21 protein-coding genes and 1 riboswitch are annotated in these 19970 nt (G+C 61.5%); of the genes, 3 read left to right on the top strand and 18 right to left on the bottom strand.

Features of this window, described 5'->3' with window-relative positions; translation table 11 throughout:
- Positions 1-10: 10 nt before the first annotated feature.
- Positions 11-1741 carry a formate--tetrahydrofolate ligase gene (locus OKB77_RS12775; RefSeq protein ID WP_270817782.1) on the top strand — a complete coding sequence of 577 codons (1731 nt, stop codon included), beginning with the start codon at positions 11-13 and terminating at the stop codon, positions 1739-1741.
- 71 nt (positions 1742-1812) lie between these two features.
- Here OKB77_RS12775 and OKB77_RS12770 read toward each other — a convergent pair whose 3' ends face one another.
- Positions 1813-3468 carry a methyl-accepting chemotaxis protein gene (locus OKB77_RS12770; RefSeq protein WP_064339754.1) on the bottom strand — a complete coding sequence of 552 codons (1656 nt, stop codon included), beginning with the start codon at positions 3466-3468 and terminating at the stop codon, positions 1813-1815.
- Between the two features lie 411 nt (positions 3469-3879).
- On the bottom strand, positions 3880-4536 hold the full coding sequence (folE, locus tag OKB77_RS12765) for a GTP cyclohydrolase I FolE (protein WP_270817781.1): 657 nt from the start codon (positions 4534-4536) through the stop codon (positions 3880-3882).
- Positions 4537-4845: 309 nt separating this feature from the next.
- On the opposite strand from folE, the gene moeA reads away from it, so the two are divergent.
- Entirely contained in the window at positions 4846-6072 is a 1227-nt protein-coding gene (gene moeA / locus OKB77_RS12760) for a molybdopterin molybdotransferase MoeA (protein ID WP_270817780.1), read from the top strand.
- Positions 6069-6824: a molybdopterin-synthase adenylyltransferase MoeB gene (moeB, locus tag OKB77_RS12755; RefSeq protein WP_270817779.1), complete on the top strand. Its 756-nt coding sequence runs from the start codon at positions 6069-6071 to the stop codon at positions 6822-6824. Before moeA ends, moeB begins: the two co-directional genes overlap by 4 nt.
- Before the next feature lie 70 nt (positions 6825-6894).
- Here the strand turns inward: moeB and OKB77_RS12750 are convergent, their stop codons facing one another.
- From OKB77_RS12750 to moaA, 16 genes are all read right to left on the bottom strand, one after another.
- On the bottom strand, positions 6895-7671 hold the full coding sequence (locus OKB77_RS12750; protein WP_270817778.1) for an alpha/beta fold hydrolase: 777 nt from the start codon (positions 7669-7671) through the stop codon (positions 6895-6897).
- A gap of 85 nt (positions 7672-7756) precedes the next feature.
- Entirely contained in the window at positions 7757-8857 is a 1101-nt protein-coding gene (gene modC / locus OKB77_RS12745; RefSeq protein ID WP_270817777.1) for a molybdenum ABC transporter ATP-binding protein, read from the bottom strand.
- Entirely contained in the window at positions 8854-9534 is a 681-nt protein-coding gene (modB, locus tag OKB77_RS12740; RefSeq protein ID WP_139398562.1) for a molybdate ABC transporter permease subunit, read from the bottom strand. Before modB ends, modC begins: the two co-directional genes overlap by 4 nt.
- 111 nt (positions 9535-9645) lie before the next feature.
- Entirely contained in the window at positions 9646-10374 is a 729-nt protein-coding gene (gene modA / locus OKB77_RS12735; RefSeq protein ID WP_270817775.1) for a molybdate ABC transporter substrate-binding protein, read from the bottom strand.
- An 87-nt stretch (positions 10375-10461) separates the two neighbouring features.
- Entirely contained in the window at positions 10462-10935 is a 474-nt protein-coding gene (moaE, locus tag OKB77_RS12730) for a molybdopterin synthase catalytic subunit MoaE (protein ID WP_064340972.1), read from the bottom strand.
- A gap of 2 nt (positions 10936-10937) precedes the next feature.
- On the bottom strand, positions 10938-11183 hold the full coding sequence (gene moaD, locus OKB77_RS12725) for a molybdopterin synthase sulfur carrier subunit (protein ID WP_005353453.1): 246 nt from the start codon (positions 11181-11183) through the stop codon (positions 10938-10940).
- On the bottom strand, positions 11180-11704 hold the full coding sequence (gene moaC / locus OKB77_RS12720) for a cyclic pyranopterin monophosphate synthase MoaC (RefSeq protein ID WP_270817774.1): 525 nt from the start codon (positions 11702-11704) through the stop codon (positions 11180-11182). Before moaC ends, moaD begins: the two co-directional genes overlap by 4 nt.
- 9 nt (positions 11705-11713) lie before the next feature.
- Positions 11714-12220: a molybdenum cofactor biosynthesis protein B gene (moaB, locus tag OKB77_RS12715; protein WP_005344126.1), complete on the bottom strand. Its 507-nt coding sequence runs from the start codon at positions 12218-12220 to the stop codon at positions 11714-11716.
- A 242-nt stretch (positions 12221-12462) separates the two neighbouring features.
- Positions 12463-13053, bottom strand: a complete 591-nt coding sequence (locus OKB77_RS12710; protein ID WP_005353459.1) for a cytochrome c3 family protein — start codon at positions 13051-13053, stop codon at positions 12463-12465.
- Positions 13054-13064: 11 nt separating this feature from the next.
- Positions 13065-13520 carry a nitrate reductase cytochrome c-type subunit gene (locus tag OKB77_RS12705; RefSeq protein ID WP_005334452.1) on the bottom strand — a complete coding sequence of 152 codons (456 nt, stop codon included), beginning with the start codon at positions 13518-13520 and terminating at the stop codon, positions 13065-13067.
- Positions 13520-14395, bottom strand: a complete 876-nt coding sequence (gene napH, locus OKB77_RS12700) for a quinol dehydrogenase ferredoxin subunit NapH (protein ID WP_270817773.1) — start codon at positions 14393-14395, stop codon at positions 13520-13522. Before napH ends, OKB77_RS12705 begins: the two co-directional genes overlap by 1 nt.
- Positions 14392-15129 carry a ferredoxin-type protein NapG gene (gene napG / locus OKB77_RS12695; protein ID WP_151287295.1) on the bottom strand — a complete coding sequence of 246 codons (738 nt, stop codon included), beginning with the start codon at positions 15127-15129 and terminating at the stop codon, positions 14392-14394. The genes napH and napG overlap by 4 nt, the downstream gene beginning before the upstream one ends.
- Positions 15130-15145: 16 nt before the next feature.
- A complete protein-coding gene (gene napA / locus OKB77_RS12690; protein ID WP_270817772.1) occupies positions 15146-17635 on the bottom strand; it encodes a nitrate reductase catalytic subunit NapA in 2490 nt (829 codons plus the stop codon).
- 101 nt (positions 17636-17736) lie between these two features.
- Positions 17737-17991 (bottom strand): chaperone NapD, encoded by a 255-nt coding sequence (locus OKB77_RS12685; RefSeq protein ID WP_031227438.1) that lies wholly within the window; start codon positions 17989-17991, stop codon positions 17737-17739.
- Positions 17992-18020: 29 nt separating this feature from the next.
- Positions 18021-18563, bottom strand: coding sequence for a ferredoxin-type protein NapF (napF, locus tag OKB77_RS12680; RefSeq protein WP_139493418.1), 543 nt, complete (start codon positions 18561-18563; stop codon positions 18021-18023).
- A 239-nt stretch (positions 18564-18802) separates the two neighbouring features.
- Entirely contained in the window at positions 18803-19798 is a 996-nt protein-coding gene (moaA, locus tag OKB77_RS12675; protein ID WP_270817770.1) for a GTP 3',8-cyclase MoaA, read from the bottom strand.
- Positions 19786-19926, bottom strand: a riboswitch (molybdenum cofactor riboswitch). (Overlaps the previous gene by 13 nt.)
- Positions 19927-19970: the final 44 nt, after the last annotated feature.

Here is a 19970-nt window from a genome sequence, read left to right as displayed (position 1 = left end):
CGAGGTGCTGATGCTAAGCGATATCGAGATCTCCCGCCAGTCCCCCCGTCTCTCAATCCACGCGCTGGCAGAACGCCTCGCCATCCCCCAGCACCTGCTCAGCCCTCATGGCCACTACAAAGGCAAACTCAGCCTCGACCTGCTCACGTCTCAGCCCAAGCAGAGCGGCAAGCTGGTACTGGTGAGCGCCATCACCCCGACCCCGCTCGGTGAAGGGAAGACGGTGACTACCCTTGGCCTCTCCATGGGGCTCAACCATATCGGCCAGCCCAGCATCGCCACTATCCGCCAGCCGAGCCTCGGCCCGGTATTCGGGGTCAAGGGGGGCGCTGCCGGTGGCGGCCACGCTCAGGTGGTGCCGATGGAGGAGATGAACCTCCACCTCACCGGCGATTTTCACGCCCTAACGGCAGCCCACAATCTGGCGGCTGCAGCCCTCGATGCCCGCCTGTTCCATGAGCGCAAACTCGGCGACCAGTTCAGCGCCAAAACCGGCCTGCCGCGGCTCAATATCGATGCCGATAACATCCTCTGGCCGCGCACCCTCGACATGAATGACCGCGCCCTGCGCCACCTCACGATTGGACAGGGGGGCGCTGCCGATGGTGTGGAGCGCAGCGATCGCTTCGTCATCACCGCCGCCTCCGAACTGATGGCCATTCTGGCGCTGGCAAGCGATCTCAAGGATCTGCGCGATCGCATCGGCCGCATCCAGCTGGCCCGCGACATTCACGGCGAGCCCATTACCGCCGAACAGTTGGAAGTAGCGGGCGCCATGACGGTACTGCTCAAAGATGCGATGCAACCAACCCTGATGCAGACCACCGAGCAGACGCCGGTGCTGGTACACGCCGGCCCCTTTGCCAACATCGCCCACGGCAACTCCTCGGTGATCGCCGATCGCATCGCCCTTGGCCTGACCGACTATGTGGTAACCGAGGCAGGTTTTGGCTCCGACATGGGGCTGGAGAAATTCTTCAACATCAAGAGCCGCCAATCCGGTATTACCCCCGCCTGCGTGGTGCTGGTGGCCACGGTACGCGGTCTCAAGGCCAACAGCGGCCTGCTCGATATCCGCCCGGGCCAGCCGCTGCCAGCCAGCCTGCAGGGGGAAGATCTGCCGACCCTCAAGCAGGGCTGCGCCAACCTCGCCTGGCATATCCGGAACGCCCGTCGCTACGGGGTGCCGGTGGTGGCCGCCATCAACCGCTTCCCCACCGACAGCGAGGCCGAGCTGGCGCTGTTGGCCCATGAAGCGCAGCAAGCCGGTGCCTGTGGCGCAGCCATCTCCAACGCCTTCACCCAGGGTGGTGCCGGTGCCAGCGAGCTGGCCCGCGCCGTGGTCGCCGCCTGCGAGCAACCCGGCAAGGTGAAACTGCTCTACCCCGACGAGGCGAGCCTCGACGCCAAACTGGCGACCCTGGTGGAGTGCGGCTACGGCGGCCGCGGAGTGCAGCTCTCCGACAGAGCGCGCCAGCAGCTGGCCCAGCTCTCCGCCGAAGGGTGGGATCACTTGCCCATCTGCGTGGCCAAGACGCCGCTCTCCATCAGCCATGACCCTGCTCTCAAGGGCGTGCCGACCGATTTCGAGGTGCCCATCGACGAGGTGAAGCTCTGCGCCGGTGCAGGCTTCGTCTATGCGCTGGCGGGCCCCATCATGACCATGCCGGGGCTGGGCAGTTTGCCTGCCTATCGCCATATCGATATCGATGAGAACGGCGAGATAGTCGGCCTGAGCTGAGCCCTTCCACAACGCCAGAAACAACAAGGCCCCGCCAATTGCGGGGCCTTCTGTTATCCATGCATCAACCCTTAGAGGGTGAAGCGCTGGGTCATATGATGCAGGGTGTTGGCCAGCTTGCTCAGCTCGACGCAAGCCTGGGCGATCTGATGAGCGCCCTGGGCATTCTCGTCAGCGGCATTGTGAATGTTGACGATGCTGCGGTTGAGCTCTTCGGTCACCGCGTTCTGCTCTTCGGTGGCGGTGGCGATCAGGGTGTTCATGTCGGTGATGCGCACCACGGCACCGTTGATGGTCTCGATACTGGTACCAGCATCCCGTGCCAGACCGACACTCTCCTGCATCTGGTGACGGCTCAGCTGCATGGCGTTGCCCGCCTCGGCGGCGCGGCTCTGCAAGAGCTCGATCATCTTGCTGATCTCGGCGGTGGAGTCCTGGGTACGCTGGGCCAATGAACGCACTTCATCCGCAACGACCGCAAAACCACGACCCTGCTCACCGGCACGGGCCGCTTCGATGGCTGCGTTAAGGGCCAGCAGGTTGGTCTGACCGGCGATATCGCGGATCACATCCAGCACCACGCTGATGTTGGCGCTGTCGGCCTCCAGCTGCTGTACCACTGTGCCCGCCTGTTCAATCTTGACCGACACCTCTTCGATGCTGGCAATGGAGCTGCGTACCACTTCGCTGCCGGCAGCGGAGGTGCGGGAGGCATCCTTGGCGGCGCTCATGGCATCCGTGGTGTTGCGGGCCACTTCGTTGACGGTGGACTGCATCTCGTTCATGGCGGTCGCCACCTGGGAGACTTCGTTCTGCTGGATGGCCATGCCGCTGGCAGACTGGCTGGAGATGGCGCTCACCTCCTCCACTGCGCTGCTGAGTTGGCTCACGGAGCCGGCGATCTCGCTCACCAGATCGGAGAGGGAGCCCTGCATCCGGTTGATGGCGGAGCCCAGCTGACCCAGTTCATCACGGTTGAAGCGGCTGTCACGGATCCACTGCTGCAGTTCGCCCTGACCCAGATCGCCATTGGCAATACGCTGGGCCTGACGGGCCAGCATGATCAGCGGGTCGCGGATCTGGCGAGTCAGTACCACTGAGAGCACCACCACCAGGATCAGACCGATCACCAGCGCGATGGTGACACTCAGATTGGCGGATTGATAAGAGTCGACAATGTCGCTGCGGGATTCAGACGCATAACCATGGTTAATCTGGATAAGGGAGGCCACTGACTTGCTCAGCGCGGTATAAAGGGGAACCCCCTCCTCAAGGAAGATGCGTTGGGCTTCGGCAAGCTGATCGCTGTCTTGCAGCTGTTTGACTCGCTGGTGCAGGGCGACGTAACGATCCCAGTCAGATTTCACCGTATCGAAGGTACGGCGCTCCGCCACATCCTCAGGCCAGATCGTCTTGTCATGGGCAATCAGCTGCTGCGCGATCGAGTTAAGCTGTTGACTGGCAATATTCCGATATTCAGCCCTTTTCAGCGGCTCGGCGGCCACCACAAAATAACCCAGCTCATAACGACGCAGCTCACCGAGAGAATCCCCGATCGCGCTGGTGCGATTGACCGCTGGCAAGATGCTGTCGGTAAACCGGATGGCAACATCATTCATGTTGCCAAACTGGACAAGGGCAAAACCGCCGATAAAGGCGACCATCAAACCGAGCACGGCAAAGCCGGCGGTGAGTTTTTTACCTATGGTCATGGTACTGGTATTCATGGGATATCCTGGTGGTCGTTAAATTCGTAGCACTCGTCCGGTTCACGCCCTCCTGACATGAACTATCTGGCCACCTGTTCAGTGGCGCACCATCCAACCTTGATGAATATCTCTGAATTCCATGAGCGGCAGCGAGAGCCGTGAGGGGGCGCTAGAGTAACCGGATTGTGATGGTTCGGAAAGAGTCTGCCCGGTTACTTTTTGTAAGGTGAAAACGAGGTTTTTTTCGTGTTCGATTAAATATACCGCTCAGATGAATAAATCGGAAAAATGCATAACGTTTGCATAAGGCAAGCCGCGCGAGTCAAGCCGTTGCAGGCCGCCACTCTCATTCGGGACCAATGAAAAACGCCAGCAATGGCTGCTGGCGTCTCGTTTATTCAGCGTGGCGGTTACAAAACAACCGCCATCTTATCCGCGCAGGCCGCCCAGAAATTCGGCCCGGGTATCGGGCTGGGTCTTGAACACCCCGCCGAGGGAGGTGGTGGTGGTATAGGAAGTCGAATCCATCACCCCGCGCGCCTTGACGCAGTAGTGGGTCGCCCTGATGCTCAGCGCCACATCCTGGGTGCCGAGCAGGGTCTGCAGCGCCAGCAGGATCTGCTGGGTCAGCCGCTCCTGCACCTGGGGACGGCGAGCGAAAAACTGCACGATGCGGTTGATCTTCGACAGGCCAATCACCTTGCCACGAGGGATATAGGCCACATGGGCCATGCCGTCGATGGTGACGAAGTGGTGTTCGCAGGTGCTGGTGAGGCTGATGTCCCGCACCATGATCATCTCGTCCACCTGCATCTTGTTCTCGATCACCGTCACCTTGGGGAAGGTGGAATAGTCGAGGCCTGAGAAGATCTCGTTGACGTACATCTTGGCGATGCGATGCGGCGTCTCGGCCAGACTGTCATCGGTCAGATCCAGCCCCAGCGTCTCCATGATGGAGCGCATATGGCCTTCGATCTTCTCCCGCTTCTGCTGGCTGTTCAGCTCGTTGGTGACCAGGGGGGTTTCCAGTCCCTGGGCTTCGAGGGCAGCCCTGACCAGCAAGGCTTCCGGACTTAAGGTTGTCATTATCTTCTCTCCCACGCTCAGGAACTGTGAGGGCAGCTCAAGGAGCAACCCCTTATGTTATGGCTGCGTACAGGGCCGACGGTATCGCTGTAATGGTCGCCACACAGGATGTGACAGCCATCTGTTATGGCGGCATAGTAAACGGCCATTGCCGCCAAGATTCAAGTCAACTTGTGCGTCACCTCATACTTTATGGCCATCAACCCCCGTTTCAGCGCCGATTACCCCGAGATTCCCTTGAGATAACCTGCCCATCCCCGGGGATTTTTGTGATAATCCCGCCTTCAATCATAGAAAGAGGTCATGACGATGGGATTTGATACCAGCGGACTACTCCCCTTAAGCGATGCCCTGCAAGGGATGCTGGAACAACTCGCCTGCTGCTGCGACAGCGAGCAGCAGCCCCTGCCAGAGGCCCTTGGCCGGGTTCTTGCCAGCGACATAGCCTCTCCCCTCGCCGTGCCCCCCTTCGACAACTCCGCTATGGACGGTTACGCCGTGCGCCTTTCGGATCTCGCCAGCGGCACCCCGCTCATCATGGCGGGCAAGGCGTTTGCCGGTCAGCCCTATCAGGGCGAGTGGCCCGCCGGCCACTGCGTGCGGATCATGACCGGCGCCCCGGTTCCCGCAGGCACAGATGCGGTGGTGATGCAGGAAGAAACGCAGGCCGACGGCGATCGGATCACTTTTCTGGCACAACCCGAACCGGGCCAGAATATCCGCCGCGCCGGCAGCGATATCGGCAAGGGCGCCTGCGTGCTGCCAGCCGGTACTCGCCTCACCCCGCGCGAAATGCCACTGCTGGCCTCCCTCGGCGTGGCTACCGTCACGGTGCGTCGCCCGCTGAAAGTGGCCATCTTCAGCACCGGCGACGAGCTCAAACCGGTTGGTACCCCGCTCGCCCACGGCGATATCTATGACTCCAACCGCTATGGCGTACGGGCCATGCTGGCGCGCATGGGCTGCGACTGCCTCGACCTTGGCATCATCCCCGACGATCCCGCCCAGCTACGCGCCGCCTTTATCCGCGCCGACGAAGAGGCCGATGTACTCATCACCACCGGCGGCGTCTCGGTGGGGGAAGCGGACTTCACCAAACAACTGCTGGACGAGCTCGGCGAGATTGGCTTCTGGAAGCTGGCCATCAAGCCGGGCAAGCCGTTTGCTTTTGGCCGTCTGCCCCGCGCCTGGTTCTTCGGCCTGCCGGGCAACCCCGTCTCCGCCATGGTCACCTTCGATCAGCTGGTGCAACCGGCGCTGGCCAAGCTGGCGGGCCAGCACTTCGAGCGCCCGATCCAGCTGCAAGCCATTGCGGCCGAGCCACTCAAAAAGAGCCCGGGCCGACTCGACTTCCAGCGCGGCATCCTGAGTCAGGGACCGAACGGCCTCGAGGTGCGCAGCACCGGCTCGCAGGACTCCGCCGTGTTCAGCTCCCTGTCGCGAGCCAACTGCTACATCGTTCTTGAACGGGAACGGGGCCGCGTCGCCGCGGGCGAGACGGTGACCGTGGAGCCATTCGGGGGATTGCTGCTGTGAGCGAGATCCTGAGCGACGCCGAACTGCTGCGCTACAACCGCCAGATCATCCTCAAATCCTTCGACTTCGAGGGACAGGAGGCGCTCAAGCAGGCCCGTGTGCTGGTGATCGGCGCCGGTGGCCTTGGTTGCGCCGCCAGCCAGTATCTGGCGGTGGCCGGGGTTGGCCAGCTCACCCTGGTCGATTTCGACAAGGTGGAGCTCTCCAACCTGCAGCGTCAGGTGCTACACAACGATGAGCGAATTGGCCACTACAAAGTAGACTCAGCAGCGCAGTCGCTTCGTGCCCTCAATCCCTGGCTCAACGTGGAGACCCACGCGGCCGTGGCCGATGAGGCGCTGCTCGATACCCTGTTGCCCCAACACCAGCTGGTATTGGATTGCACTGACAACCTGGCCATTCGCAACCTGCTGAATCAAAAGGCACGCCAGCACAAAATACCGCTGGTCAGTGGCGCCGCCATCCGGCTGGAGGGTCAGCTCTGCAGCTTCACCTGGCAGGAAGATGAGCCCTGCTACGCCTGCCTCAGCGCCCTGTTTGGCGAGCAGGCCCTCACCTGCGTCGAGGCGGGCGTGCTCGCCCCCGTGGTGGGGCTGGTGGGCAGCCTGCAAGCACTGGAAGCTATCAAACTCTTGGCAGGCATGGGCAAAAGCTACAGCGGCCGCCTGCTGATGATCGATGGCCTGAGCGGCACCTTCCGCGAGATGAAGCTGCCCAAACGCCCCGACTGCCCGGTCTGCTCCCATCATTGACGCAAACGGGATCAAAAAAGCCGAACCCTGTGGTTCGGCTTTTTGGTACCTGCACCTAACAACCCCTTCCTCAATGGGTCGTGAGGATCCGTTGCAACAGGTGATTAAAGCCCGAGGGATCTTCCGCGGGCCAGGCGTGGTGGCCGTTGGGGGTGTGGATGGTGGCGTTGGGCAGGGCGGCAAACTGCTCTACCCGTTTGGCCAGCGGCAGGTAGTCATGACTGGTGGAGATGATGGCCACCGGCTGCCAGATGGAGCCAAGCCGGGCGCGTACCGACCAGCCGGGTAGCGCCTCCAGCAGCGCCTTGTAGGTTTTCTTTTTATTGCGCACGAAACGCAGTCGGAAGGTGTGGCGCACCTGCGCCAGATCCGGGCCCGGGAAGAGCTCGCGCCCCAGCCACCAGGCGAGGGGGCGCATGCCAAACCAGCGCAGCCACTTGAGGCGCTGGGCGTAACGCTCCTGCTCTTTGGGTGTTTCCAGTAGAAACTCGCTAAAACCGTTGACCAGCACCAGCCCCTGCACCTTGTGGGGCAGTTGCAGCGCCAGCTCCAGCGCTACCATGGCCCCCAGCGACAATCCCACGACCCAAGCGGGTTCTGGCTGTGCATCGAGCCAGTTCACCACATCGGCTGCCAGGGTCGCCACATCGAACGGCCCCTCCTGCATGCTCTGACCGTGGCCGCGCAAGTCCAGCGCCACCACCCGGTACTGTTCGGAAAACCGTTCGATCTGCGCCTGCCAGTCGAGGCTCGAGGAGCCCAGCCCATGCAGCAGCAACAGCAAGGGGCCCTCTCCTGCGCTGCGCAGGGCAAGACCGTTGAATTTCATCACCTGATTGCGGCGCATCAGTGTATTGCCTCTCGACTCATCACCTGAACCATCTCTCGTTGTTATGTTGCCCGTGGCCATCCTGCCACGGCACGGCGCCCAATCAGCCTTCGCTGACCAGACTCACCGCCTTGATATAAGCGTAGATCTGCTGCTTAGGCGCCAGCGCCAGCCGCCTGGCGGAGCGGCTGGTGATCCGGGCCAGCAGTATCTGCTCACCCAGCGCCAACTGCAACAGGGTCTGGCCGGGGCGCACCTCGCGCACCGCCAGCAGACGGGTGACGAGACAGTTGGATAGACTGGAGTGCTCGATGGGGGCTGTGGCGATCACCACATCCCGCCCCGCCACCTTGATCTGCAAGGGGCCGCTCTCATCCGGCACATGGGTCATGGTAACCCGCAGCTGCTGCTCGCCAAGTTGCAGGGTCGCCATCTGCTCGTCATCATCATAGTGAGAGAGGGTCGCCGCCAGCATCACCCCAGCATCGTCACGGCTGGCGAGTGACAGGTCGGTTCGGGCGAAGATTTCGCTCGGCCTGCCTTGCGCCTCCACCCTGCCACCTTCCAGCAGCACCAGCTGATCGCAGAGCAGGCTCACCTCCTCCATGGCGTGGCTGACGAAGATCATCGGGATACCGCTCTCCTGCTGCAAGCCCTTGAGCACATAAGCCTGATGGATGCGGCTGCGCCGATCAAGTGCCGAAAAAGGCTCATCGAGCAGCAGCAGATCAGGCTCAGCCAGCAGCGCCCGGGCCAGCGCCACCCGCTGGCGCTGGCCGCCAGAGAGGGCATGGGCAGGCTGCCCCAGCAGATCGACAAAACCGAGCCGAGCCGCCAGCGCTTCGGGCTGCCAGCGCCCTCGCCCCTTGCGGGCCGCCAGTTGCAGATTGCCGAACACCGTCAGATGGGGGAAGAGGCGCGAGTCCTGAAACACCAGCCCGATCCGGCGCGCTTCGGGCAGAAGTTGAGCATACTCCCGATCGCGCCACCGCAAGCGATCCCCGCTTCGGCGATCGAGTCCGGCGATGATGCGCAGCAGTGTGCTCTTGCCGCAGCCGGAGGGGCCAAACAGGCCGAGGATCCCACCCAGTTCGAGGGTCAGTGCGCAATCGAGAGTAAAGGGGCCAAACTCACGCCGAGCATTGAGGCTCAGGGCATGGCGGTGCAGGGCGTTGTCTTGCGGAATAGTGGCTGGCTGGTTCATCCGAACACTCTCCGCTGTCTGCGCTGCAACACACCATAGACCAGCACCAGCATCACCAGCGAGAAGGCCATCAGGCCGCCAGCCAAAATATGGGCGTTCTGGTAATCCATCGCCTCCACATGATCAAACAGGGCGATGGAGAGCACTTGGGTCTCGCCGGGGATATTGCCGCCAATCATCAGCACCACGCCAAACTCCCCCAATGTATGGGCAAAGCCGAGGGCTGCCGCCATTACGAAGCTGGGCAGGGTCATCGGCAAGATGATGTGGAAGAAGCGCTCCAGCGGGCCAAGCCCCAGGGTCGCAGCAGCTTCCAGCTCCTTGTTGCCCATGTTGACGAAAGCGGAGGTGAGCGGCTGCACCACGAACGGCAGCGAATAGAGGATGGAGGCAAACAGCAGGCCAAGAAAGCTGAAGGCGAGCGGGGCGCCAAAGGTGTCGCGCCACCAGGCGCCGAAGCCATATTCGGGGGAAAAGGCGAGTAGCAGATAAAAACCCAGTACCGTGGGAGGCAGCACCAACGGCAGTGCCACCAAGGCCTCAACCAGCGGCCGCAGCCGGTTCTGACTGCGCGACAGCCACCATGCCAGCGGCGGCGCCAGCAACAGCAAAATCGCGGTGGTACAGGCCGCGAGCTTCAGGGTAAGGCAGACCGCCAGCAGATCCCCTTCACTCATTGCCGACCTCCCGGTTGATCAATGCCCCCAACGGCATGGTATCCATCCTCATTGCAAAGAGTGGCCGACCCGAAGGCCGACCACTCAGGGTATCGCATCTGGCCCATCCCCTTATCGGGGCAAGGCATAACCAGCTGCCTTGATCTGCGCCTGACCCGGCCCCTTGAGCCAGGCCACCAGCGCCTCGACCGCGGCGCCTTTTTTCAATACCAGCCCCTGCTGCTCGATGGGGGGATAGAAGCTCGCAGGCACTGCCCAGGCTTCACCAGTCTTGCCCGATTCCACCAGATTGGCCCAAGCGACAAAGCCCAGCTCGGCATTGCCGGTGTCGACAAATTGCCAGGTCTGGCCGATGTTAGCGCCGGTCAGCAACCGGTACTGCTTGGGATCGATCTTGAGATGGGTGAGGGTCGCCATGGCGGCAGCACCATAGGGAGCTGTGCGGGCATTGGCGATGGCGAGGTTGCCTTTCCAGCTGCGCAGGGTCGCCTCGTCAGGGGCCGGCCCCCCCTTCTTCCACAGCCCCAGCTGGCCGATGGCGTAGGTGAAGCGATCGCTCCCCTTGCCCTCTTTTTCCAGCTTCTCGGGGGTCGCCGCATCGGCGGAGAGGAAGAGATCGAACGGTGCGCCGTGACTGATCTGGGTGTAGAGCACTCCGGTGGCGGCAGACGAGATGGCCAGGGTGTGGCCGGTCTTGGCGGTGAACTCCTTGCCGATACGATCTATGGTGCCCTTGAAGTTGGCAGCCACAGCCACTTTCACTTCATCGGCCTGCACGACACCGGTATGCAAGGTGGCGGCGCAGACGCCTACGATGACAACAGATAACAGCGGTTTCATTCCCTTTCTCCTGATGGGGCCCGCACATCCGCGCCCCTTGGCGGGGCCGTGGTTCCCTTTGAACCTGCGCCCCTCGTGATGAACAGGTCAGGCTTGCCAGCGGGCAGCGGCGGCGTTGTCGCTCTCCTTGGCCTCGACCCAGCGTTGCACACCCTCGGCGGTCAGCTCTTTTTTCCAGAACGGCGCCCTGGTTTTCAAGAAATCCATGATGAAGTGACAGGCGTCAAAGGCGGCGTCGCGGTGGGCACTGCTCACCGCCACCAGCACGATCTGATCGCCAAGCCACAGCTCGCCGATACGATGAATGAGGGTACACTCCTGCAGCGGCCAGCGGCGGCGGGCCTCCTGCACGATATCGGCCAGCGCCTTCTCGGTCATACCGGGGTAATGCTCGAGGGCCAGCCCCTTCACCTCCTCCCCCTGATTGAAGTCGCGCACCTTGCCAACGAAAGTGACAATGGCGCCACTGTCTGGGCGGGTGGCTAGGCGGGCATATTCGTCCGCCAGCGAGAAATCCTCCCGCTGGACCAGAATGCGATCGGTCATGGTTGCCTCGCTCATCCTTAGCCTCCGGTCACCGGAGGGAAAAAGGCCACCTCATCGCCATCGTTGATGGGGGTATCGAGGGGCACCAGGGTCTGATTGACCGCGACCAAGAGCTTGCCTGCTTCCAGCGCCAACGCCCACTTGTCGCCGCGTTCACAGAGCGCCGCACGCAGTTGTTCGGCGGTGGCATAGTCGCAGGGCAGGCTCAGCTCATCGCAGGCCACCAGCTCTCTTACTTGCGCAAAAAACAGTACCTTGATCATGCTTGCTCCCCGCTATTTGACCCCAGCTGAAAATGGCCGGACTTGCCGCCCTTTTTCTCTACCAGCCGCACCTGTTCGATCACCATGTCCTTTTGCACCGCCTTGCACATGTCGTAGATGGTCAGCGCCGCTACCGACGCGGCGGTCAGCGCTTCCATCTCGACACCAGTCTTGCCGGAGAGCTTGCAGAGGGTGCGGATATGCACCTTTTGCTGCTCGGGCAGCGGCACTATCTCCACCTCGACTTTGGTCAAGGCCAGCGGATGGCAGAGTGGGATAAGATCGGAGGTCTTCTTGGCGGCCATGATGCCAGCGATGCGGGCGGTGGCGAACACGTCACCCTTGTGGTGCTGGCCGCTCAGGATCAGCGCCAGCGTCTCGGGGGCCATGGCAACAAACGCCTCGGCACGGGCTTCGCGCTCGGTCACCTGCTTGTCGGTCACATCCACCATATGGGCTTCGCCGCTCTGGTTCAGATGCGTCAGGTTGGGCTGGGTCTGCTTGGGATCGATCTGGTTCATCGCTTGCTCTCAGAGGTGGGAGACAAAGTTGCACGGCTTGGTGCGGGCATCGAGCTGATCGCGGATCAGTTGCTCCCAGCCCAGCTGGCAGGCGCCGGTGGAGCCCGGCAGACAGCAGATCAGGGTGCGATTGGCGAGTCCCGCCAGCGCACGGCTCTGCATGGCGGAGCCTTTAATCTCGGCAAAAGAGAGTTGACGGAACATCTCACCAAAACCCTGTACGGTGCGCTCGAACAGCACACCGACCGCTTCCGGCACCCGGTTCTGTTCGTTGAAGCCGGTACCGCCGTTAATCAGTACCACCTGCACCCCCTCATCGGCAATCCACTCGCTCACCCGCGCCCGGATGCGAAACAGGTTGTCCGGGCAGAGCGCCCGATCGGCCAGCTGATGGCCCGCGTCGGTAAGGGCCGAGACCAGATAGTCACCCGAGCTGTCATCGGCGGCGGTGCGGCTGTCGGAGACCGTCAGCACGGCGATCTTGAGGGGAATAAATGCGTTGTGTTTCTGTCCCATCGGGCAGCTCCTTGTGGCTATGGGCCGTCAACGAGGCAGGAAGAGAAGGGGTATGAGAGGCCAGCTGTCAGGGCGCAAAAACGGACGCAGACAGGGGTGACCAACTTGCTCAAGCGTGTGACGGCGGGCTGATTCTATCAAAGGTTTCACGAGATATGGGATTTAAAAGACACACAAATCTGATGCTTGTCCCATATATGAACAAAACGCAGGCCGGGCAAACCCGGCCTGTCGTCGCAGGATCAGAACCCTTTCACCCCGGTCATGTCGGGCAGCTGGTGAGCGATCCCCTTGTGACAGTCGATACAGGTACTTTCACCACTGGCCAGATTGGTAGAGTGCATCTTGGCGGCACGCTGCCCCTGCAGGGAGAAGTCCATGTACTCGAAGTTGTGGCAGTTGCGGCACTCGCGCGAATCGGTCTCTTTCATTCGTTGCCACTCCCGCTCCGCCATCTCGCGCCGGTGCGACTCGAACTTCTCACGGGTATCCACCTTGCCGGTGATCATGCCCCACAGCTCCTTGGAAGCCTGCACCTTGCGGATGATCTTGTAGGTCCACTCATGCGGTACATGGCAATCCGGGCAGCTGGCCCGCACGCCGGAGCGGTTGGCGTAGTGGATGGTGTCGCGGTACTCCTCGAACACGTTGTCCTTCATCTCGTGACAGCTGGTGCAGAAGGCCTCGGTGTTGGATGCTTCCATGGCGGTGTTGAAGCCACCCCAGAAAATCACGCCACCGAAGAAGCCCATCAGCAGGATGACCCAGAGAGCCGCCTTCGATGGTGACTTGAAGGTGGTCCACAGACGCTGGATAAAGCCGGGTAATTTCATCTATGGATTCCTCAGTTCAGCGCTTCAACCGGTTTAAAGGTATTTTCCACCAGCGGCTTGGCATCCGCTTGCGGCACATGGCACTGCAGGCAGAAGTAGCGACGCGGCGACACTTCACCCAGGGTCAGGCCGTCGCGGGTCTCGAAGTGAGTCGGACTGATCTTGGGGGCCTTCATGGCACTGGCATTCTTGAAGCTGTGGCAAGCCAGGCACTTGTTGACCTTGGTGTCCACCTCATAGTTGCGAATGTCGTGGGGGATCAGCGGCGGCTGATGCATGTACTGGCGATCGTAGGGCGCGCCATCCTTGCGGAAGTTTTTCAGGGGCGCGGCGGTGGCATCGGTCACCAGATCGGTGGCGCCCCGCTCGGACTTGAGGCCACCGGTACTGTTGGTGATCTCGGGGGCCGCTGCCATCAAGGATCCCGCCATCAGGCAGGCCAGCATTGCTCCAATCAGCTTTTTCATTATTTGTTCTCCGACGTTTTTTCTGCCTTGACGGCAAAACCTACAGTGATTTCAAAAACTTGTTCCGCGCAGACATCGATGCAGCGGCCACAGTTGGTACACTCCTGAGCCGCAATCAAGGGCCCGTGACCGCGCTTGGCACCGTGAACAGGCCCGCGCAGGATGGGACGCTCCGGGCAGACCGCATAACAATCCATGCAGTTGTTGCACCGCTCTCGCCCCTTGGCAGAAATCTTGATAAATCCGACCCGGTTGACCAGGGCATAGAAGGCCCCTACCGGACAGAGATGACCGCACCAGCCTCGCTCAACCACGAAGAGATCGAACAGGAACAGCACCGCCAGCAGGGCCCAGCCCGTCCCCATGCCAAACAGCAGACCGCGCATGGCGAGCGACACCGGGTTGACCAGTTCCCACACCAGCACGCCTGTCGCCGCCGGTGCCACCAGCGCCATGGCCAGCAGCCAGTAACGGGTAGCACGGCTGAACTGACCGTTGCCCTTGAGGCCAAGCCGCCCCCTGAGCCAGGCCGCAGCATCCGTGATGAGGTTGACCGGGCAGACCCAGGAGCAGAAGACCCGCCCCCCGACCAGCCAGTAACCGACCAGTATAATGGCAGCACCCAGCCAGAGTGAGGTGATGGGCCAGTGGCCCGCCGCCAGCGACTGCAACAGCGTGAGGGGATCGGTCAGTGGCACCATCTCCAGCAACAGCGAGCTGGAGAGGTTGCCCTTGAGGATCCAGATACCCGCCAGCGGCCCCAGCAAAAACAGCCCGAGCACGCTGAACTGACTCAGCCGACGCAGCAGCAGGAAGCGGTGGGAACGCCACCAACCCAGCTTGATGCGAGCCTCTTCCCCCGGATAACGACTCATAACCCCTCCGGTTTGCGGGTGGGCAGGGTGAGCCTGTCGCCGATGAGCGACTTGTTCCCCGCCTTGGCCTTCTCTTCCCAGCCGAGCCGGTAATGATGACCCAGCTCACCTTTGGCGAGCTGGCGTGGCACCACCTTGATGGCGGCCTCCTCCAGCACGCAGGCATGCTCACACTTGCCACAGCCGGTACAGATATCGCTGTGTACCGTGGGCAGGAACATGGCGTGCTTGCCGGTACGCTGGTTATGCTGCAGCTCAAGAGTGATCGCCTTGTCAATCAGCGGGCAGACCCGATAACAGACATCGCAGCGCAGCCCCAGATAGTTGAGACAGGTCTCGTGATCGATGAGCACTGCCACCCCCATCCGGGCCTGATCGATGTCGGTCATCTGCTGATCCAGCGCCCCGCTCGGACAGGCCACCACGCAAGGGATGTCATCACACATCTCGCAGGGCACGGCACGCGCCTTGAAATAAGGGGTACCAGTGGTCACAGGGTCAAACAACCGGGCGAGCTTGAGGGTGTCGTAGGGGCAGGCCTCAACGCAGAGCCCGCAACGCACGCAGGCGCCGAGAAACTCTGTTTCATCGAGAGCGGCGGGCGGGCGCAGCGCCTGGGCAGGCACAGCTTGTGCCTGCTGGCGGGCCACGCCACCGAGCCCCACGCCAAGCAGGCCCACACCGCAGGCCCCCTTGGCCATGTCGGCCAGAAACTGGCGACGACTACGACTCATCTCGTACTCCCCCGCCTTAAGCCTTCATCACCTTGACGGCGCACTTCTTGTAATCGGTCTCTTTCGAGAGCGGATCGGTGGCGTCCAGGGTCAGCTTGTTGACCAGCTGGCTCGCATCAAAGAAGGGCATGAAGACCAGTCCTTTCGGCGGACGGTTGCGACCACGGGTCTCGACACGGGTCTTCACCTCGCCACGGCGGGAAGAGACGATCACCTCTTCACCACGACGCACGCCGCGAGCCTTGGCATCGTCCGGGTGCATGAAGAGCACCGCATCGGGGAAGGCGCGATAGAGCTCGGGTACCCGACGGGTCATGGTGCCGGTGTGCCAGTGTTCCAGCACGCGACCGGTAGAGAGCCACAGGTCGTACTCTTTATCGGGCGACTCGGCGGCGGGCTCAAACGGCAGGGCGAAGATGACCGCCTTGCCATCGGGTTTGCCATAAAAACGCACCCCCTCGCCCGCTTTAACATAGGGGTCAAACCCTTCACGGTAGCGCCACAGGGTCTCTTTGCCATCTACCACCGGCCAGCGCAGACCGCGCGCTTCGTGGTACTGATCGAACGGCGCCAGATCGTGGCCGTGACCGCGACCGAAGGTGGCGTACTCCTCGAACAAGCCCTTCTGGACGTAGAACCCGAAGTGCTCGGCTTCGTCGTTCAGCATCCCCTTGCTCTGCTCTTTCGGGAACTGGTTGACCTGACCGTTGGCATAGAGCACGTCGAACAGGGTTTTGCCCTTCACTTCCGGCATCTTGGCAATCAGCTCAGCTGGCCACACTTCCTCGACCTTGAAGCGCTTGGAGAACTCCATCAGCTGCCACAGGTCGGACTTGGCCCCTTCCGGCGCTTTCACCTGCTGGTGCCAGAACTGGGTACGGCGCTCGGCGTTGCCATAGGCCCCCTCTTTCTCCACCCACATGGCGGTCGGCAGGATGAGGTCAGCGGCCTGGGCGGTAACAGTCGGGTACGGGTCAGAGACCACGATGAAGTTGCGCGGGTCGCGATAGCCAGGCAGACGATCGGTATTCATGTTGGGACCGGCCTGCATGTTGTTGTTGCACATCACCCAGTAGGCATTGAGCTTGCCATCTTTGAGCATGCGATCCTGCAGCACGGCGTGGTAACCCACCTTGTCGGGAATGGTGCCTTCCGGCAGCTTCCAGATCTTCTCGGCGATGGCGCGATGCTTGGGATCGGTCACCACCATGTCGGCTGGCAGACGGTGGGCAAAGGTGCCCACTTCCCGCGCGGTACCGCACGCAGAAGGCTGGCCAGTCAGGGAGAAGGGGCCAGAGCCCGGCTCGGAGATCTTGCCGGTGAGCAGGTGGATGTTGTAGCAGAGGTTGTTGGCCCAGACGCCACGGGTATGCTGGTTGAAACCCATGGTCCAGTAAGAGACCACCTTCTTGCCCGGATCGGCATAGAGCTTGGCCAGTTTTTCCAGCTTCTCTTTGGAGACGCCGGAGAGCTTGGAGACAGACTCCACATCGTAGTCGGCCACAAACTTGGCAAACTCTTCGAAGGTCATCGGAGTGGCATCGCCGCTGTCCGGGTTCTTCGCTTTCTGCTGCAGCGGATCGGTCGGGCGCAGGCCGTAACCGATATCGGTGGCCCCCTTCTTGAACACGGTGTGCTTGTTGACGAAGTCCCAGTTCACCTTGTCGTTCTGGATGATGTAGTTGGCAACATAGTTGAGGATCGCCAGGTCGGTCTGCGGAGTGAACACCATGCCGTTGTCCGCCAGCTCGAAGCTGCGGTGCTCGAAGGTCGAGAGCACGTGCACCTGCACATCCGGGTTGGAGAGACGGCGATCGGACATCCGCGACCAGAGGATGGGGTGCATCTCGGCCATGTTGGATCCCCACAGCACGAATGCATCGGCCTGTTCGATATCGTCGTAGCAGCCCATCGGTTCGTCCATGCCGAAGGTACGCATGAAGCCGACGACCGCAGAGGCCATGCAATGGCGGGCATTGGGGTCGATGTTGTTGGAGCGGAAACCGGCCTTCATCAGCTTGGCGGCGGCGTAACCTTCCCAGACGGTCCACTGGCCGGAGCCGAACATGCCGACAGCGGTCGGCCCCTTCTCTTTCAGAGTTGCCTTGAACTTCTCGGCCATGATGTCGAACGCCTGATCCCAGCTGATGGGGGCGAAGTCGCCATCCTTGTCAAACTGGCCGTTCTTCATCCGCAGCATCGGCTGGGTCAGGCGATCCTGGCCGTACATGATCTTGGAGAGGAAGTAGCCCTTGATGCAGTTGAGGCCACGGTTGACCGGCGCATCGGGGTCGCCCTGAGTCGCCACGACCCGACCATCCTGAGAGCCCACCAGCACGGAGCAGCCGGTACCGCAGAAGCGGCAGGGAGCCTTATCCCAATGGATGGCCGTCTTGTCGGTACTGGTGATGAGATTGGCTGCCAGCGTGGGGGCACTGACACCGGCCACGGCAGCGGCAGCTGCCACCGCGTTGGCCTTCATAAAGTCGCGTCGACTCAGCTTCATGGCATATCCTCACATTGCTTATCGCGTAATAGTTGTCGAATCTGTCGAACGGGAGCCAGCCATCAGCGGCAGAGGGCACACCCGGCATCCCATCACTCTTTTCAGTGACCGCCCAGTTCATCGAACTGGTGGTAAATCAGGGCGGCAGAGAGCACGCCCGGCATCGCCTGTATCGCATCAATGGCCGCCATGATCGGCCGCTGGCTCGGACCTTCCAGGGTCACGACCAGCTTGCCCTCGTCACTGACGGCGTGGATCTCGGCCCCTTCAAGGGCGCCAATCTGCTCAGCGAGCTGATGGCGCAAAGGGGGCTGGGTCAGCACCACCAGACTCGATACATGGAACTCCTGATCCATTGTGGCTTCTGTGTCACACGGCTTCTGACTCATTCTGACTCCTGCTTGAGGGTGGGCTGGCTCGCACCACCGGATGGGGCGGCTCGCCCGTCGACCTTGATGCTACCAACCGGACAATCCTGCACACAGGCGCCGCAGCCATTACAGCGATCCGGCTCGACCGTCGGGGTGGGCACACGCCCCAGCACCGGAATAAAACGAATGGCATTGGGCTCGCAGCTGTCCTGACAGCGCTGGCAGAACACCTGACCATTGGCCAGACAGTTGGCCTCGATATGGGCCTTGTAGTGCCAGGGGGACTCGCTGGTCGGGCGAAACACAGGCGCCTTGCAGACCGTGGCGCACTCGGTGCAGAAGGTGCATTCGCCACGCTGGAAATCGACCACCGGAAAACCACCCTCGCCATTCACCAGGATCTGCTCCGGACAGGCGGCCAGACACTCCCCGCAGCGGGTGCAGTCGGCGACAAATGCCGACCAGTTGACTGACCAGGGCAACTGCACCGGCGGTTCGGCGGTTCTCAGCCGCCCCCGGAACAGGCCGCGGCGGGCAAGATCGATCTCATCCGGCATCTTGACTCCTGTTCTGGTGAAAAAGGGGACAGTGCGAGTCCATGATTGGCATTCTTGATACCAATTATAAGAGTGGGTGTATATTGCGGCCCTGACAAGGTAAGGGATATACCACCAGGGAGATAAACAGGGGGGATTCTTGCGCCAGATCAAAGCCTTGCAGCGCAATAAAAATGGAGGTATCGGTTAAAATACCTCCATGTGAGGATTGCTATTTAATCGTTGGCGATTTTTTGCGGTTATCCGCCGATCGAGGCGAGATGAGGGGTGATACCGGTATTGCCCTCATGGAGACGATGGGTGGCACTCTTGCTCGCCAGTGCCGCGCGAATGCGCTGTTGCAGCTCATCAGATTGCCCATCTGCGCCGAGCAGATCCCGCAGGTCGATGCCGTTGTCGCCAAACAGGCACAGATGCAGCTTCCCCAGCGAGGAGACCCGCAGCCGGTTGCAACCGGCACAGAAATCCTTGCTGTAGGGCATGATGAGCCCCACCCCACCTTGCGAATCGGGGTGCATAAAGACCTGCGCCGGACCGTCATCCGTGCCCCGCAACTGCTGCACCCAGCCGCTCTCCAGCAAGCGCTGTTTGATCTGTTCGCCGCTGACATGGTGGTCACGAAACAGGGTATCCATCTCGCCGGTCTGCATCAGCTCGATAAAGCGCAGCTCGATGGGCTTGTGCCTGATCCAGCCCAGAAAGGCATCGAGCTGGTAGTCGTTGAGCCCCTTGAGCAGCACCGCATTGATCTTCACCGATTTGAAACCGGCGGCCAGTGCTGCTTCGATCCCCTCCATCACCTCGGCCAGCTTGTTCTCGCCGGTGATCTGGTGAAACTGGCGCGGGTCGAGACTGTCGACACTGACATTCAGCGCGTTGAGTCCGGCATCAAACCACTCCTGAGCCCGCTCCTTGAGGCGATAGCCGTTGGTGGTCATGGCAACTTTCTCGATGCCCGGGGTGGTGGCAATCACCTTGACGATCTCGGTGAAATCGCGGCGCAGGGAGGGCTCGCCCCCCGTGATGCGCACCTTACGGGTACCCATGGCGGCAAAACCGCTGACCACGCGGCGGATCTCGTCAATCGAGAGAAAGGGTTGACGCCCCGCTTTGTGACCTTCGGGGGGACGATAACCGTCAGGCAGGCAATAGGTGCAACGGAAATTGCACACATCGGTCACTGACAGACGCAAATAGTAAAAACGACGGGAAAAACCATCTTCAAGTGGCAACATAAACACCTTTCCAAATACGGGAGGCCAGGGCATTTCTTTCCTGACCCTTACAGCTCGAACGTCGGCTGACGGCTGGTTTCCCCCTATCGCTAGGACTTAGGCAAAACCGCTCGGAGTTCATCTAGTTTTTCGATGCTAACACAAGTTGGAGTACACTCCCACGCATCTTGCG

Source organism: Aeromonas sp. Y318-3, assembly GCF_027706185.1.
Classification (GTDB): Bacteria; Pseudomonadota; Gammaproteobacteria; order Enterobacterales; family Aeromonadaceae; genus Aeromonas; species Aeromonas veronii.
This window is presented reverse-complemented; position numbering and strand designations above follow the sequence as displayed.

Bases quoted from the DNA above. Each gene is read 5' to 3' on its own strand.
- OKB77_RS12775 (WP_270817782.1), top strand. From the start codon at position 11: ATGCTAAGCGATATCGAGATCTCCCGCCAGTCCCCCCGTCTCTCAATC.
- OKB77_RS12770 (WP_064339754.1), bottom strand. From the start codon at position 3,468: ATGAATACCAGTACCATGACCATAGGTAAAAAACTCACCGCCGGCTTT.
- folE (WP_270817781.1), bottom strand. From the start codon at position 4,536: ATGACAACCTTAAGTCCGGAAGCCTTGCTGGTCAGGGCTGCCCTCGAA.
- moeA (WP_270817780.1), top strand. From the start codon at position 4,846: ATGGGATTTGATACCAGCGGACTACTCCCCTTAAGCGATGCCCTGCAA.
- OKB77_RS12750 (WP_270817778.1), bottom strand. From the start codon at position 7,671: ATGCGCCGCAATCAGGTGATGAAATTCAACGGTCTTGCCCTGCGCAGC.
- modC (WP_270817777.1), bottom strand. From the start codon at position 8,857: ATGAACCAGCCAGCCACTATTCCGCAAGACAACGCCCTGCACCGCCAT.
- modB (WP_139398562.1), bottom strand. From the start codon at position 9,534: ATGAGTGAAGGGGATCTGCTGGCGGTCTGCCTTACCCTGAAGCTCGCG.
- modA (WP_270817775.1), bottom strand. From the start codon at position 10,374: ATGAAACCGCTGTTATCTGTTGTCATCGTAGGCGTCTGCGCCGCCACC.
- moaE (WP_064340972.1), bottom strand. From the start codon at position 10,935: ATGAGCGAGGCAACCATGACCGATCGCATTCTGGTCCAGCGGGAGGAT.
- moaD (WP_005353453.1), bottom strand. From the start codon at position 11,183: ATGATCAAGGTACTGTTTTTTGCGCAAGTAAGAGAGCTGGTGGCCTGC.
- moaC (WP_270817774.1), bottom strand. From the start codon at position 11,704: ATGAACCAGATCGATCCCAAGCAGACCCAGCCCAACCTGACGCATCTG.
- moaB (WP_005344126.1), bottom strand. From the start codon at position 12,220: ATGGGACAGAAACACAACGCATTTATTCCCCTCAAGATCGCCGTGCTG.
- OKB77_RS12710 (WP_005353459.1), bottom strand. From the start codon at position 13,053: ATGAAATTACCCGGCTTTATCCAGCGTCTGTGGACCACCTTCAAGTCA.
- OKB77_RS12705 (WP_005334452.1), bottom strand. From the start codon at position 13,520: ATGAAAAAGCTGATTGGAGCAATGCTGGCCTGCCTGATGGCGGGATCC.
- napH (WP_270817773.1), bottom strand. From the start codon at position 14,395: ATGAGTCGTTATCCGGGGGAAGAGGCTCGCATCAAGCTGGGTTGGTGG.
- napG (WP_151287295.1), bottom strand. From the start codon at position 15,129: ATGAGTCGTAGTCGTCGCCAGTTTCTGGCCGACATGGCCAAGGGGGCC.
- napA (WP_270817772.1), bottom strand. From the start codon at position 17,635: ATGAAGCTGAGTCGACGCGACTTTATGAAGGCCAACGCGGTGGCAGCT.
- OKB77_RS12685 (WP_031227438.1), bottom strand. From the start codon at position 17,991: ATGGATCAGGAGTTCCATGTATCGAGTCTGGTGGTGCTGACCCAGCCC.
- napF (WP_139493418.1), bottom strand. From the start codon at position 18,563: ATGCCGGATGAGATCGATCTTGCCCGCCGCGGCCTGTTCCGGGGGCGG.
- moaA (WP_270817770.1), bottom strand. From the start codon at position 19,798: ATGTTGCCACTTGAAGATGGTTTTTCCCGTCGTTTTTACTATTTGCGT.